Origin of the sequence: Streptomyces phaeofaciens (genome assembly GCF_014648915.1) — a bacterium.
Classification (GTDB): Bacteria; Actinomycetota; Actinomycetes; order Streptomycetales; family Streptomycetaceae; genus Streptomyces; species Streptomyces phaeofaciens.
Map to the genome: position 1 here is coordinate 1 of NZ_BMSA01000020.1, position 14,434 is coordinate 14,434.

At 71.7% G+C, this 14,434-nt stretch carries 11 protein-coding genes; 4 read left to right on the forward strand and 7 right to left on the reverse strand.

Translation table 11 applies throughout. From position 1 onward, the window contains the following. Positions 1-59: 59 nt before the first annotated feature. Positions 60-1,319 carry a sulfate adenylyltransferase subunit 1 gene (locus IE275_RS29155; protein ID WP_189714545.1) on the forward strand — a complete coding sequence of 420 codons (1,260 nt, stop codon included), beginning with the start codon at positions 60-62 and terminating at the stop codon, positions 1,317-1,319. Here the strand turns inward: IE275_RS29155 and IE275_RS29160 are convergent. Together IE275_RS29160 and IE275_RS29165 are read right to left on the reverse strand one after the other, a co-directional pair. After that, complete coding sequence (locus tag IE275_RS29160; protein ID WP_189714548.1) at positions 1,309-3,630, reverse strand: bifunctional salicylyl-CoA 5-hydroxylase/oxidoreductase; 2,322 nt, start codon at positions 3,628-3,630, stop codon at positions 1,309-1,311. The two genes, IE275_RS29155 and IE275_RS29160, sit on opposite strands and share 11 nt — an antisense overlap. Before the next feature lie 7 nt (positions 3,631-3,637). Next, positions 3,638-4,465 carry an enoyl-CoA hydratase family protein gene (locus IE275_RS29165; RefSeq protein ID WP_189714841.1) on the reverse strand — a complete coding sequence of 276 codons (828 nt, stop codon included), beginning with the start codon at positions 4,463-4,465 and terminating at the stop codon, positions 3,638-3,640. A gap of 256 nt (positions 4,466-4,721) precedes the next feature. Between IE275_RS29165 and IE275_RS29170 the strand changes: the two genes are divergently transcribed. Further along, positions 4,722-5,210, forward strand: coding sequence for an ATP-binding protein (locus tag IE275_RS29170; RefSeq protein ID WP_373299303.1), 489 nt, complete (start codon positions 4,722-4,724; stop codon positions 5,208-5,210). A gap of 36 nt (positions 5,211-5,246) precedes the next feature. Here IE275_RS29170 and argF read toward each other — a convergent pair whose 3' ends face one another. Both argF and IE275_RS29180 read right to left on the reverse strand, forming a co-directional pair. Beyond that, positions 5,247-6,254, reverse strand: coding sequence for an ornithine carbamoyltransferase (gene argF, locus IE275_RS29175; RefSeq protein ID WP_189714550.1), 1,008 nt, complete (start codon positions 6,252-6,254; stop codon positions 5,247-5,249). 188 nt (positions 6,255-6,442) lie between these two features. Then, the gene (locus IE275_RS29180; protein WP_189714553.1) at positions 6,443-7,666 is read right to left on the reverse strand and encodes an arginine deiminase; all 1,224 of its coding nucleotides are present in this window, start codon (positions 7,664-7,666) and stop codon (positions 6,443-6,445) included. Positions 7,667-7,806: 140 nt separating this feature from the next. Between IE275_RS29180 and IE275_RS29185 the strand changes: the two genes are divergently transcribed. Then, positions 7,807-9,003 (forward strand): SPFH domain-containing protein, encoded by a 1,197-nt coding sequence (locus IE275_RS29185; protein ID WP_189714555.1) that lies wholly within the window; start codon positions 7,807-7,809, stop codon positions 9,001-9,003. Continuing rightward, positions 9,000-9,902, forward strand: coding sequence for an NAD(+)/NADH kinase (locus IE275_RS29190; RefSeq protein ID WP_189714557.1), 903 nt, complete (start codon positions 9,000-9,002; stop codon positions 9,900-9,902). The genes IE275_RS29185 and IE275_RS29190 overlap by 4 nt, the downstream gene beginning before the upstream one ends. A gap of 25 nt (positions 9,903-9,927) precedes the next feature. Here the strand turns inward: IE275_RS29190 and IE275_RS46185 are convergent, their stop codons facing one another. The 3 genes from IE275_RS46185 to IE275_RS29205 all read right to left on the reverse strand — a co-directional run bounded on the left by IE275_RS46185 (position 9,928) and on the right by IE275_RS29205 (position 14,416). Continuing rightward, on the reverse strand, positions 9,928-10,965 hold the full coding sequence (locus tag IE275_RS46185; protein WP_229870685.1) for an aKG-HExxH-type peptide beta-hydroxylase: 1,038 nt from the start codon (positions 10,963-10,965) through the stop codon (positions 9,928-9,930). 1,124 nt (positions 10,966-12,089) lie between these two features. Further along, positions 12,090-13,187, reverse strand: a complete 1,098-nt coding sequence (locus IE275_RS29200) for an effector-associated domain 2-containing protein (RefSeq protein WP_229870686.1) — start codon at positions 13,185-13,187, stop codon at positions 12,090-12,092. A gap of 50 nt (positions 13,188-13,237) precedes the next feature. After that, entirely contained in the window at positions 13,238-14,416 is a 1,179-nt protein-coding gene (locus tag IE275_RS29205; protein ID WP_189714563.1) for an alpha/beta fold hydrolase, read from the reverse strand. Positions 14,417-14,434 lie beyond the last annotated feature (18 nt).

The following is a 14,434-nucleotide window of genomic DNA, read 5'->3' on the forward strand; positions in this document are numbered from 1 at the left end:
GACGACAAACTCTCCGAAGCCGCGATGGAAGACCGCAAGCGCGAGGGGTACTTCTAGCCATGTCCAGCACCACCATCGACACCCTGCGCTTCGCCACCGCCGGCTCCGTCGACGACGGCAAGTCCACGCTCGTCGGACGACTGCTGCACGACTCCAAATCGGTCCTCACCGACCAGCTGGAAGCCGTCGAAACCGCTTCCCGCAACCGTGGAAAGGACGCTCCCGACCTGGCCCTGCTGACGGACGGTCTGCGCGCCGAACGCGAGCAGGGCATCACCATCGACGTCGCCTACCGCTACTTCGCCACCCCCCGCCGCCGCTTCATCCTCGCCGACACCCCCGGCCACGTGCAGTACACCCGCAACATGGTCACCGGCGCCTCCACCGCCGAACTGGCGATCATCCTGGTCGACGCGCGCAACGGGATCGTCGAGCAGACCCGCCGCCATGCGGCGGTGGCCGCGCTGCTGCGGGTCCCGCACGTCGTCCTGGCCGTCAACAAGATGGATCTGGTCGGCTACCGGGAGGCCGTCTTCGACACGATCGTCGACGCGTTCGCCGAGCACGCGGCCGAGTCGGGTCTCCCCCGGGTCACCCCGATCCCGGTCTCGGCACTCGCCGGTGACAACGTCGTCGAGCGGTCGGCGCACATGGACTGGTACGGCGGGCCGGCCCTGCTGGAGTTCCTGGAGAACGTGCCGGTCGGCACCGACCCGGCGGACGCTCCCGCCCGTTTCCCCGTCCAGTACGTCATCCGGCACGGCGACGACCGGCGCTACGCGGGCCAACTGGTGTCGGGCTCGCTGCGGGTCGGCGACCGGGTCACCGTCCATCCGTCCGGGCAGACCTCGGAGATCACCGGCATCGACGTACTGGGCACGGAGGTCGAGGTGGCGTACGCCCCGCAGTCCGTCGCCGTCCGGCTGGCCGACCAGCGGGACGTGTCGCGCGGTGACATGATCACCGCGGGCCTGGAGGTGCCGACGCTCACCCAGGAGGTGCGGGCGTCCGTGTGCCATCTGGCCGACCGCCCCCTGCGGGCCGGGGACCGGGTCCTGCTGAAGCACACGACCAGGACCGTCAAGGCGATCGTGAAGGATCTCGACTCCGGGGGTCCCTCCGCTCGAGCGAAGCCGAGCGCGGGAGAGTCCGCGCTCATGGTGAACGATCTGGGCCGGGTCGTCCTGCGCACGGCCGAGCCGCTCGCGCTGGACGACTACGGCGCCTCCCGGCGTACGGGCGCGTTCCTCCTGATCGACCCTGCCGACGGTGCGACCCTGACCGCCGGCATGGTGACGCTCGGGGACGTCAACCCATAAGGGTCAGCCGGGGTTTGGGTTCGTCGGCTCGTCCGGTGCGCGGCGGCCGGCTGCCTGCCCGGTAGGGGGCGGGCCAGTCGGCCGCCGGGCCGGTGTAGCCCTGTTCGGCGGCCGCGTGCAGGGTCCAGTTCGGGTCGTAGAGGTGCGGGCGGGCCAGTGCGCACAGGTCCGTACGGCCCGCCAGGATCAGGGAGTTGACGTCGTCCCAGGAGGAGATCGCGCCGACCGCGATCACCGGGACGCCCGTCTCGTGCCGGATCCGGTCCGCGAACGGTGTCTGGTACGACCTCCCGAACTCCGGTGCCTCGTCGGCGACGACCTGTCCGGTCGACACGTCGATCGCGTCCACACCGTGCGCGGCGAAGGCGCGGGCGATCTCCACGGCGTCGTCCGCCGACGTCCCGCCCTCGGCCCAGTCGGTGGCGGAGATGCGTACGGTCATCGGCCGTTCCGCCGGCCACACCCCGCGCACGGCGTCGAAGACCTCCAGCGGGAACCGCAGCCGTTTCGCCAGCGAGCCGCCGTAGGCGTCGGTGCGCCGGTTGGTCAGCGGGGAGAGGAAGCCGGAGAGCAGGTAGCCGTGGGCGCAGTGCAGTTCGAGCAGATCGAAGCCGGCCCGGGCGGCCCGCCAGGCGGCCGCGGTGAACTGCTCGCGCAGATCGGTGAGTTGGGCACGGGACAGCTGTCGCGGGGTCTGACTGTCCGGCTTGTACGGCAGCGGGGAGGCGGCCAGGAGCGGCCAGTTGCCGTCGGGCAGCGGTTCGTCCATGCCCTCCCACATCAGCTTGGTCGAGCCCTTGCGCCCCGAGTGGCCGAGCTGGACACCGATCGCGGCGCCTGGCGCCCGGGTGTGCACGAAGTCGGTGATCCGCCGCCAGGCGTCGGCCTGTTTGGCGGTGTAGAGACCGGTGCAGCCGGGCGTGATGCGGCCCTCGGGGGACACGCACACCATCTCGGTCATCACGAGCCCGGCGCCGCCGAGCGCGCGGGCGCCCAGGTGGACGAGGTGGAAGTCGCCGGGGAGGCCGTCGGTGGCCGAGTACATGTCCATGGGCGAGACGACGACCCGGTTGCGCAGGGTCAGGCCGCGCATCCGGAACGGTGTGAACATCGGGGGTGTGCCGGGCGGGCAGCCGAACTCCCGTTCCACGGCCTCGGTGAAGTGCGGGTCGCGCAGCCGCAGGTTGTCGTGGGTGACGCGGCGGCTGCGGGTGAGCAGGTTGAAGGCGAACCGGCGGGGCGGCTGATCGAGGTACAGGCCGAGGTTCTCGAACCACTCCAGGCTGGCGCGCGCGGCCCGCTGGGTGGAGGCGACCACGGGCCTGCGCTCCGCCTCGTACGCACTCAACGCCTTTTCCAGGGAGGGCTGTTCGGTGAGGCAGGCGGCCAGGGCCAGCGCGTCCTCGACGGCGAGCTTGGTGCCGGAGCCGATGGAGAAGTGCGCGGTGTGGGCGGCGTCGCCCAGCAGGACGACGTTGCCGTGGGACCAGCGCTCGTTGACCACCGTACGGAAGGTGGTCCAGGTGGAGTTGTTGGACATCAGGGGCCGTCCGCCGAGCGCCTCGGCGAAGATCTTGGCGCAGCGCTCGACGGACTCCCGCTCGTCGATGGTGTCGAAGCCGTGTGCCCGCCACACCTCCTCGCGCATCTCGACGATCACGGTGGAGGCGCCGGATTGATTCTGCGGCCCGGAGGGCCTCGTTGAGGAGTGGTGGTCGGGCGACGGGCGGGAGTACGGGTAGCCGTGCAGCTGCATGACGCCGTGCTCGGTCTCGGCGATCTCGAAACGGAAGGCATCGAAGGCGAAGTCGGCGGCGAGCCAGATGTAACGGCAGCGGTGCGGTGTCAGAAGCGGCCGGAACGCGTCGCCGTACGCCTCGCGGGTCGTGCTGTGCACCCCGTCGGCCGCGATGACCAGGTCGTAGGTCTCCGCCAGCCAGGCCGGGTAGGGCGCCTCCGTGCGGAAGCGCAGGTCGACGCCGAGGGAGCGGCAGCGCTCGTGGAGGATCTCCAGGAGCCGGCGGCGGCCGAGTGCGGCGAAGCCGTGGCCGCCGGAGGAGTGGCGCACGCCCCGGTGGACGATGTCGATGTCGTCCCAGCGCACGAAGTCCCGCTGGAGGGCCTGGTGGACGACCGGGTCGGCGTGCTCGATGCCGCCGAGGGTCTCGTCGGAGAGGACGACCCCGAACCCGAAGGTGTCCTCGGGCGCGTTGCGCTCCCAGAGTGTGATCTCGCGGGTGGGGTCGAGGCGTTTGAGCAGGGCGGCGGCGTACAGGCCCCCGGGGCCGCCTCCTACGACGGCGACACGCATCCCCGCCTCACCTCCCCCGCCACTTCGGGGGGCGCTTCTCGGTGAAGGCCGCGTGGAACTCGGCGTAGTCCTCGCCGTTCATCAGCAGGGCCTGGGTGGCGGCGTCGAGTTCGACGGCGGCGGCGAGGGGCATGTCGAGTTCGGCGGTGAGGAGCGCTTTCGTCTGGGCGTACGCGAGGGCCGGGCCGTCGGCGAGACGGCGGGCCAGGGCCTGTGCCGCCTCGTCCGCGCGGCCGGCCTCCGTCAGTTCGCTGATCAGGCCGATCCGCTCGGCCTCCAGGGCGTGCACGGCGTCGCCGAGCATGAGCAGCCGGGTGGCGTGGCCGAGGCCGACGACCCGGGGCAGCAGGTAGGCGGCGCCCATGTCGCCGCCGGACAGGCCCACCCGGGTGAAGAGGAACGCGAAGCGGGCGGTGGGGTCGGCGATCCGGAAGTCGGCGGCGAGGGCGAGGACGGCACCGGCTCCGGCGGCCACCCCGTGCAGGGCCGCGATCACCGGGAACGGGCACTCCCGTACGGCCCGCACGACCTGGCCGGTCATCCGGTTGAAGTCCAGGAGCTGGGCGGTGTCCAGGCCGAAGGTGGCGCCGATGATCTCGTCGACGTCGCCGCCGGAGCAGAAGCCGCGTCCTTCGCCGGCCAGTACCAGGGCGCGGACCGACCGTTCCCGGGACAGTTCGGCGAGGAGGTCACGCAGGTCGGCGTAGGCGCCGAAGGTGAGGGCGTTGAGTTTCTCGGGGCGGCTGAGCGTGACGGTGGCGACGCCGTCGGCATGCTCGACGCGGAGGTGTTCCCAGCGGGTGGTGCGGGCGGCGGATCCGGTGAAGGGACTCATCAGGGCGGCCTCCTCGACGGTCACTCCCGAAGTTATCACTCATACGTGACTGCCGTCACGAGGGCGCGATAGAGACGGGCGTGCAGCAGTGTCACCGGACATCGATAACGCGGTAACAACGGGCTCGCACGCGCGAGACCGACCGTTGTCCGGGGTAAGCCGTCCGGTAGCGGGGCCGAAGGTCCCGTACGGCGCCCGTAGTGCGCCCCTGCCGGGGGTCGCCGTACCATTCCTGAAGTTGAAAGCAGGACCGCCGATGTCGATCACCGGACCCTGCGCCATGAACGGACTCGCCTTGCAAGATCGCCCCTACGACCCGCCCGCCTCCTGGCGGATCGCACTGCCGCACTCGGCCGCGGCCGTGCCGGTGGCCCGCGCACTGGTCCGTACGGCGCTGTCGGAAGTGGAGCACGGGGCCGACAGCGACACCGCCGAGCTGCTGACGGCCGAGCTGGTGGCGAACGCCGTGGAGCACACCGCCGCCGGGGACGTCCCGATAGAGCTGGTGGTGGAGCTGAGGCCGACCGGCTGCCAGATCGAGGTGCACGATCACGACCCGCTCCCGCCGGGCGATCTCACCCGTCCGTCCGGCGGCGAGCCCGACCCCTGGCAGGAGCACGGGCGCGGCCTGCTGCTGATCCGCGCCCTCAGCTCGTCCTGCGGCCACCGGCCCACCGAGAAGGGCAAGGCGGTGTGGTTCCGGCTGTCGGCGGTTCCGCCGCAGCGGGGGCCGCTGCCGATGTGATGCGGGCAGCCGCTCCGGCGGCGGCCCCCAACCCGTTCAGCCCATCGTCGCGACCAGTACCGCCTTGATCGTGTGCAACCGGTTCTCGGCCTCGTCGAAGACGACCGAGTGGGCCGATTCGAAGACCTCGTCGGTCACTTCCAGGGAGTCCAGGCCGTGGGCCTCGTGGATCTCCTGGCCGACCTTGGTGCCGAGGTCGTGGAAGGCCGGCAGACAGTGCAGGAACTTGACGTCCGGGTTGCCGGTGGCGCGCAGGACGTCCATGGTCACCGCGTACGGGCCGAGCGCGGCGATCCGCTCGTCCCAGACCTCCTTGGGCTCGCCCATGGAGACCCAGACGTCGGTGGCGACGAAGTCGGCGCCGAGCACACCCTCCGCCGGCGACTCCGTGAGCGTGATGCGGGCCCCGCTGCTCTCGGCCAGCTCGCGGGCGCGGTCGACGATCTCCGGCGCGGGCCAGTAGCTCTTGGGGGCGACGATCCGGACGTCCATGCCGAGCAGGGCACCGGTGACCAGGTAGGAGTTGCCCATGTTGAAGCGGGCGTCGCCGAGGTAGGCGAAGGCGATGTCCGTGAGGGGCTTCTCGCAGTGCTCGACCATGGTCAGCACGTCGGCGAGCATCTGGGTGGGGTGCCAGTCGTCGGTGAGGCCGTTGAAGACGGGCACGCCGGCGTGGGCGGCCAGCTCCTCGACCTTCGCCTGGCTGTCGCCGCGGTACTCGATGCCGTCGTACATCCGGCCCAGCACGCGCGCGGTGTCCTTGACGGACTCCTTGTGGCCGATCTGCGAGCCCGACGGGTCGAGGTAGGTGGTCGAGGCGCCCTGGTCGGCGGCGGCGACCTCGAACGCGCAGCGGGTGCGCGTCGAGGTCTTCTCGAAGATCAGCGCGATGTTCCGGCCGCGCAGGTACTGCGTCTCGGTCCCGGCCTTCTTGGCGGCCTTCAGTTCGGCGGCCAGCTCGACCAGAGCGCGGAACTCCTCCCCGGTGAAGTCCAGCTCTTTGAGGAAGTGGCGCCCGGCGAGGGCGGTCGGGACTGTCGCCATGGGGGCGCTCCAGAAGTGCGATCGAGAGATGCAGTGACAGGGACCCTTGGAAGTCTATACGACGCTCGGCATTTATATACAGACACCTGTACGCCCCTTTCGCACACCCGTCGCATCCGCCCGCCCCCGTGCGCCCTGTACGCCCCGTGCGCCCCGTGCGCCCCGTGCGCCCCGTGCGCCCCGCAGGCCTAGACGGGCCCCCGTTCGAGCGGGCAGCTCATGCAGCGCGGTCCGCCCCTCCCCCGGCCCAGTTCGCTGCCCGGGATCTCGATCACCTCGATGCCCTGTTTGCGCAGGTGGGTGTTGGTGGTGGCGTTGCGCTCATAGGCGACGACGACGCCCGGCTCGACGGCGAGCACGTTGCAGCCGTCGTCCCACTGCTCGCGCTCGGCGGCGTGCACGTCCTGGGTGGCGGTGAGCACCCGGATCTCGCTGAGGCCGAGGGCGGCCGCGATCGCGCGGTGCATGTGCTCCGGCGGATGGTCGGTGACCTTCAGTTCCTTCTCGCCGACGCCCGGCTCGATGGTGTACGAGCGGAGCATGCCGAGCCCGGCGTACTGGGTGAAGGTGTCGCCGTCGACCATCGTCATCACGGTGTCGAGGTGCATGAAGGCGCGCCGCTTCGGCATGTCGAGGGCCACGATGGTCCGGGCCGAGCCGGCCGCGAAGAGCTTGTGGGCGAGCATCTCGACGGCCTGCGGGGTGGTGCGCTCGCTCATGCCGATGAGGACGGCGCCGTTGCCGATGACGAGGACGTCGCCGCCCTCGATGGTGGACGGGTAGTCGGCCTGCCCCTCGGACCAGAGGTGGAACGGTTCCCCCCGGAAGAGCGGGTGATGCTTGTAGATCGCCTCGAAGTGAACGGTCTCCCGCTGTCTCGCGGGCCAGCGCATGGCGTTGATGGCGACGCCGTCGTAGATCCAGGCGGAGGTGTCGCGGGTGAAGAGGTGGTTGGGGAGGGGATCGAGGAGGAAGTCGTCGAGGTCCATGACATGGAAGCGCACGGAGGTCGGCTCGGGATGCGCCTCCAGGAACTCCCGTTTGGTCATGCCGCCGACGAGGCTCTCGGCCAGTTCGGGGGCGTAGAGGGTGTCGAAGGCGGCACGGAGGTGGTCGGTGGCGAGGACCCCGTACTCCTTCTCGTCGAAGACGCGGTCCAGGACGAGCGCTCGGGCCGCCGGGATCTCCAGGGCCTCGACGAGCAGATCGCCGAAGAGATGGACCTCGACGCCACGGTCGCGCAGCACGTCGGCGAAACCGTCGTGTTCGGCGCGCGCCCGGCGCACCCAGAGCACGTCGTCGAAGAGGAGTGCGTCCTTGTTGCTGGGTGTGAGCCTTTTGAGCTCGAGATCCGGCCGGTGCAGGATGACGCGCTGCAGTTGCCCGGCCTCGGAGTCGACTTGGAATCCCATGCCTCCATCCTGACCATCGGGGCTCGCCTTCACCCGCTTCTGAACCGTTTCGCAACCGCTTGTTTTCGTCCCCTTGACGACAAGCGGAGGCTCCGCTTATCGTCGTAGTGACGACAATCGGGAACGAGGGGGGACCTCTCATGGCCGACATCACCCGGCGCCTCGGCTGGCGCCATCTGCGCGGCGCTCCGACGGCGCATGTGCGCCACCACCGCTCCGGGAAGCTGGTGCACGACGGACCCGGACTCAGCTTCTGGTTCCGCTCACTGAGCGCGGCGCTCTCCGAAGTGCCGGTCGACGACCGCGAGTTGGCCATGACCTTCCACGCCCGAACGGCCGACTTCCAGGACGTCACGGTGCAGGCGACCGTCACCTACCGGATCAGCGACCCCGCCGTGGCAGCCGCCCGTCTCGACTTCTCGATCGACCCGGACACGGGGATCTGGCGCGGCGCGCCCGTGGAGCAGCTCGGCACACTCCTGACGGAGACGGCCCAGCAGCACGCGCTGGCCGTCCTCGCCCGTACCCCGCTGTCGGCGGCGCTGGTCGACGGGGTGACCTCGGTGCGGGAGCGCGTGGCGGCGGGGCTGGCGGCGGAACCGAGACTGCCGGCCACCGGCATCGAGATCGTGGCCGTACGCGTGATAGCCCTGCGCCCGGAGCCCGAGGTCGAGCGGGCGCTGCGCACTCCGGCCCGCGAGCAGATCCAGCAGGAGGCCGACCGGGCGACGTACGAGCGGCGGGCGGTGGCGGTCGAGCGGGAGCGGACCATCGCCGAGAACGAACTCGCCAGCAAGATCGAACTCGCCCGACGCGAGGAGCAGTTGGTCGAGCAGCACGGCACCAACGCCCGGCGCGAGGCGGAGGAGAGCGCGGCCGCCGACAAGGTGCGGGCGGAGGCGGAGGCCACCCGGACGGTACGGCTCGCGGAGGCCGAGGCGGCCCGTTCGGTGAAGCTCGCCGAGGCGGAGGCCGCACGGGCGGTGAAGCTCGCCGAGGCCGAGGCGGCCAAGCAGGTCCGGCTGGCCGACGCCGAGGCGCGGCGCACCGAACGGCTGACCGAGGCGGAGTCGTCGCGCACGGTCCGTCTCGCGGAGGCGGAGGCGGCCCGTGCCGTACGGCTCGCCCGTGCGGAGGCCGAGGCCGCGCGCGAGGTCGGCGAGGCGCGGGCGCAGGCACAGTCGGCCTGGCTGCGGGTGCACGCCGACGTCGATGTGGCGACCCTGCACGCGCTCACCGGCACACGTCTCGCCGAGAACCTGCCGCACATCGACAGCGTGACCGTGTCGCCGGACGTGCTGACCGGGCTGCTCGCCAAGCTGGGAGCGCGGGAGTGAGCCTCGCCCCGCGGGCCGTGCTGGTCCATCGCATCACGGAGTACGAGGAGTTGGTGGCCCGGCACGGCACGCACGGCCAGGCCGCCTTCTTCCTCTCCTCGCGGGGCCGCGACATCGAGGAGGTGGCGGACCGGCACCGGCGCACCCGGCGGGCACTGGCGGAGGTGACGGCGGCCGTCCCGCTGACCTGGCGTCAGACACACCTGGAGCGAGCCGACCTGGACCGCTTCCTGTTCGCGCCCGAGGACGTGGTGATCGTCGTCGGCCAGGACGGGCTGGTGGCGAACGTCGCCAAGTACCTGACCGGACAGCCGGTGGTGGGCATCGACACCGATCCGGGCCGCAACCCGGGCGTGCTGGTCCGTCACCGCCCGGCCGACGCCGGCCCGCTCCTCGCCTCGGTGCTCGCGTCCGGCACCGGCGGGTCCGAGCTGACCATGGTCGAGGCCGTCGCCGACGACACCCAGCGGCTGCTGGCCCTGAACGAGATCTACCTCGGCGCCGCCGGCCACCAGACCGCCCGCTACCGCCTGGGCCTCGACGACCACGGGGGTGTCGTCGAGGCCCAGGCCTCCTCCGGAGTACTGATCGGCACCGGCACCGGGGCGACCGGCTGGATCCGCTCGGTCTGGGGCGAGCGGGCCGGCGGCGGCCTGCGGCTGCCCGCCCCCACGGAGGACCGGCTCCTGTGGTTCGTCCGCGAGGCCTGGCCGTCCCCGGCGACGGGAACCTCCCTGGTCGCGGGCGAGCTGGCAGCCGGCAACCGCCTGCGCCTCACCGTCGAGTCCGAACGGCTGATCGCCTTCGGGGACGGGATCGAGAGCGACGCGCTGGAGCTGACGTGGGGGCAGACGGTGCGGGTGGGGGTGTGCGGGGAGCGGTTGCGGTTGGTGGGGTGAGGACGGATTCGCGCGAGGGCGGCGGTCAGCCACCGGCCCGTACGCGCAGCAGCTCGGGGCGGGCCAGCATGCGCCGGGACTCCCGGCCCGGATCGAGGGCGGCGTGGGCGACGATCCAGCCGGCGAGGATGTGCGGCTCGGCGGGGTTCGCGGCCAGTTCGTCGGCGTACCGGGTCAGTGCGCCGACGGGGTCGCCGGCAGCGAGGTACTCATCCCCGGTGTGCGGGGCGAGGGGCGGGACGGCGAAGGCCTGGGTGCGCACGTCGGGCCAGAGGGTGCGGTCCGCGCGGAGACGCGGATGTCCCGCCGGCTCGGCGGAGTCGGACTCCGGAGCGAGGTTGCGCAGCCGCCACTCCGTGCGGTGCAGAACGGCTGCGGCACGGGCACGCCTCAGCGCGGCCGGAGGAACGGGCTCGCGAAGCCAGCCGTCCAGTGTGCGAGCCAAGCCCGACACCAGAGCGCGTCCCTGGGCGGTGAGACGGTCACAGCCCAGCAGCGTGCGCACGACGAGACGGGACTGCATGCGACGCAGCGCGAAGTGATAGCCGGCTTCCTCGGTGGCCCGGTCGTCTCCCCCGTCTGCCAGGCGGTCCCGCCAGAAGCCGGCGACGCCCGTGAAGGCGTACGCGCCGTGCAACAGGCCTGTGAGGTGCCGCGGATCCGCTCGCCAGGGCGCGTAGTACCGCTCGTCCCGGTCGTCGTCGAGGAGCGGGAAGAGGTGGATGAGGGCGGCGAGCTTGCTGTGCTGAAACTCGTGGACGAATGTCTCCGCGAGTGCGAGCGGTGAGGAGGGACGCGCGATCACCATGGCGCCGAAGGAGTCGCCGCTGGTGGCGGAGACCTGAACCGTGGGTGGGGCAGGGGGCTGGGCATCGGTGCGCCCCCAGGGCACGACGGCGCGGATCGCGGCCGGGTCGATCCGTCCGGGCCCGGCACCGCCGGACGACGCCAACAGCGTGGCAGCCCCCTCGAACACCCGCTGCCAGGCCGCGGCCTCCGCGTCCTCGAGCCGGGCGGGTGGCAGCGGGCCGTCGAGGTCACGGTAAGGGTCGAGGTCGTCCAACGGGATCGCAACGGGGCCGGCGGGGGCGGGGTGGGTGAGCGTGCGCAGAGGAAGCCAGGAGGCACTGTTCGACGCGGCCCTGGCGCGGCCTGCCGCCGCCCTCCGCGTCCCCCGGTCCACGGCCCTCGCGCTCGTCGGATGTCCGCTCCTCAGCGACGATGTTCGCGGACGGACGGTCAGGCAGACCGGCGTCCCGGTCCGTCCCGGCCCCGAGAGCGACAGCTCGCCACCGCTGACGCGTGCCTGACCCACCGTCAGTCCGGTAGCGCCGCCAGGGAGGCGAGCCAGTCCCAGGCCTGGGAGATTCAGACCACCGTCCGTGAGCGGGACCAGAAGGGTTGCCTCTGTGCCGGCGTGCAGAGAGGCGGTGACGGCGAGAGCACACAGGTGACCCGCATCGGCCCAGAGCGAAGGCCCCGTGGCGGTTCCGTGCAGTCGGCGCAGCACATGGGCGATCCAGCCGCCGGTAGCCGGGGCCAGCAGTAACCGGTCGACCGGACCGGGCGCCAGTGCGGCAGCCTCCCTGAGGACCCGCCAGGCCTCCGAAGGTGGAGCGAGAGGGGTGGGCACCGCGTCGAGACGGTCGAGCAGCGTCCGCAGGAGCAGCAGCCGACGGGCCCGCTCACCCCGTTCGAGGAAGGCAACGGCCTCGACGGATCCGCCTCCGGCGGCCAGTTCCGCGAAGAGCCGTCCGGGCATACGGAACGGAGCGGACGGCGGCGCGCTGATCATGGGCGGGAGACCTCCGGTCGCGGGGCGGACGTACGGTGCCCACGGGCAGCGGGGACGTCGTCGGTCCCACCGACCTCGTGGGCGGTCGGGCTACTCGGCCCGAGCGGGTCCCTCGCCCCCGCCTCGCATACTGCTGCGTGCTCGCAGAACCTCTTCGAGGAGGCGGGCGCTGGGGCGGAGCGGGGCGAGTGTGTCCAAGGAAACCAGAGGAAGCGCCGCGATGTCGGCGAGATCCGACTCCCAGCCGTGGGAGGAGAGGGCGGCAGCCGGCTCACGCATGGCGGCTTCCGTACGGTGCAGAGCGGACGGCTGCTCCAAGACGTCTCCCCCGTCGTCATTCATGGATGGCACGCGATGCGCCGGGACCCATCCGACTCCCGGCGACCGCCAGATCATCGCACATCATGCTCAGGGCCTTCGGGAGGCTTGCGCACATGACCCAGTTCCCTTAGCGCGGACGCCAGTTCGGCCTTCCGGCCGGGGTCGCCGTCTACGGACAGTACCGCGTCGTACAGCTCCCACAACGCGTCCGGCGCTCGGCGGACCAGCGCCGTCAGGATGCCTGTCATGTCGGTCCTCGGCTTGTTGTGCCGGGGCAGGGTTCCGATGACGTTGGTGCCCAGCACAGCCACGACGGCCTGTCGTTCCACGGGGTCCGCCATCAGCGGATAGGCGACCAGGGCATCCACCGCGCGGGCCAGCGGGGACATTGGACGCTCGGTCGGCGCCTGTACGTCGGCGGCTGCCAGTGTCTCCGTCCGCCCGGGACTCCGCAGCTGTATCTCCGGATGCTGCAAAGTGCGTCCTTCGGCACGCAGGGCGGCGATCCGTCTCCGTACCGCGCCAAAGAGTTCCTCGGGATCGGGAAGTGCGGGCAGGACGGAGGAACAATCCGTCAGAAGGCTGAGCAGCACGTCCGAGAAAAGGCCCGTCGCCCGCACTGGATCGTTGACCGCTTGTCTACCGCGCCCTGCCGCACGCAGCAGGACCTGGCGGTGTGCCAGGGTGCGCCGTCCTGCGGGCAGCGTGTCAGCAGGCAGCGGGTCACGGAAGGCGAGGGCTTCCTCGAAGGTCTCGCACGCGTCCACGATCCACAACTGCTGCGTGAAGCCGGGCACCGCGTCACTGGTGTACCGCGTGAGCGCCGACTCCAGATCGATGGAGACCTTGTCCCCCGTGGTGGCGTCCGCGCAGAACAGTCGTGAGTGCCCGGCTCGGTCGAGGACACCGTGTCCACCCCACCAGACCCACAGGATGTCCCCGGGGGTGCGTGGCAGATCACGTACGAGTGCGCGCCGCAGTGTGGCCTGGTCGGCCGGCAGGTACTCGGTACCAGGGACCGGGGGACGCAGCGGGGCAAGGTGAAGCCGCAGCTGGCTCGCGGGTACCCCGGCCGCCTCCAGGAGCCGTCGGAAGGCGACGGCGTCACGCGCGGGCCCGGGCAGATCCCAGGTGGGTCCGGCCTCGTAGGCCTCGATGCCGACGATCAAGGCGTGTACCCGCTCGGGATCGACAGGGGATGCCGGACGACCCGGGCGGCTCACGGGAGGCGCTCCACGATGCGCCGGTACACGGCCGGATTCGTCCAGTAGGCACTGTGCGCGGCAGGGAACGGCTGTCGGCTGTCGACGGCCTCGTCGGTGACCCGCCCGGGGAACAGCCCCGCCCCCAGGTAGCTCAGCAGGTCGCGTCGGTCGTACAGGTTGAGCCACTCCGGTACGTGTGCCGGCAGTGGCTGCGGATGACAGAGCGACGGCAAGGAGCCTGATTCATAGAGAAACGGGCCCTGGGAGCCCACCGTCACCAGGAGCCGGACCTGCTCCAACGGGGTGGTCACGAGGGTGTCGAGGGCGATGACTCCGCCGAGGCTGTGTCCGATGAGGGTGACCGGGGGTTTTAGGCCCGAGACCAGGGCGCGCAGGTCGGCGCGTACGGCCTCGCCTCGACAGAGGTAACGCAGGACGTCACCTGCGGCCGGGTGGGCGGCTTGGGTGAGGGCTCGACGACGACGTACGACGATGCGGGTCGCCGCCGCCCCCGCCATCCCGAACAGGGAGGACCGTACCCCGCGTGCGCTGCCGGCCGGTCCCGCTCCCAGGTGCTGCGCGAGACGGTCGACCAGCTCGTCGCGGCCGTGACCGTCCGGGACGAGCGGCTGACCGGCGTCGGCGGCCTCCGCCACGGCACGAGCGACAACGGCTCGGGCGACGACCACCGCGAGTTCGTCCGGACCGAGCGCTTCCGCGGCACGGCCGAGAAGCGGGTGAGCGCTCAGGCGCGCCGCGGCGCCCACGACGGCTGTCTCCCACTCCGGACCGAGATCGCTCGCGAGGGCGGTCGGCACGGTCAGGCGTTCCTGAAGACGCTGCTCCGGCAGGACGGATCCCGGCGGGCGCTCGGCCGCCGCGCCCGCCGCCGCGGCAGCGAGCACGAGTTCCGCGTCCGGATGGGTGTACAGGGTGTCCCACAGGGCCACGTCGTCGTCCCGGTCCGGCCCGAGCGCGTCGGCGTATTCTCCGATACCCCTCTCCGTGCCCGCCTCCGGAGGGAGACAGGCACCGCCTGCCGCCAGTGCCGCACCGTGTGCCCCTCCCCAGTAGTACGGCACGATGTGCAGGCCGTCGCGGAGCGCGGTGAGCCCCTCGGCCACGCGCCCCGCGAGCGTCGAGAAACCGGGACGGCGTACGCCTGTTCCGTGGACGAGGACCACCGTCGACATGCATCCTCCTCTTCGGCC

What these genes read in the sequence shown, in the direction of transcription:
- IE275_RS29155 (WP_189714545.1), top strand. Translation starts at nt 60, where the DNA reads ATGTCCAGCACCACCATCGACACCCTGCGCTTCGCCACCGCCGGCTCC.
- IE275_RS29160 (WP_189714548.1), bottom strand. Translation starts at nt 3,630, where the DNA reads ATGCGTGTCGCCGTCGTAGGAGGCGGCCCCGGGGGCCTGTACGCCGCC.
- IE275_RS29165 (WP_189714841.1), bottom strand. Translation starts at nt 4,465, where the DNA reads ATGAGTCCCTTCACCGGATCCGCCGCCCGCACCACCCGCTGGGAACAC.
- IE275_RS29170 (WP_373299303.1), top strand. Translation starts at nt 4,722, where the DNA reads ATGTCGATCACCGGACCCTGCGCCATGAACGGACTCGCCTTGCAAGAT.
- argF (WP_189714550.1), bottom strand. Translation starts at nt 6,254, where the DNA reads ATGGCGACAGTCCCGACCGCCCTCGCCGGGCGCCACTTCCTCAAAGAG.
- IE275_RS29180 (WP_189714553.1), bottom strand. Translation starts at nt 7,666, where the DNA reads ATGGGATTCCAAGTCGACTCCGAGGCCGGGCAACTGCAGCGCGTCATC.
- IE275_RS29185 (WP_189714555.1), top strand. Translation starts at nt 7,807, where the DNA reads ATGGCCGACATCACCCGGCGCCTCGGCTGGCGCCATCTGCGCGGCGCT.
- IE275_RS29205 (WP_189714563.1), bottom strand. Translation starts at nt 14,416, where the DNA reads ATGTCGACGGTGGTCCTCGTCCACGGAACAGGCGTACGCCGTCCCGGT.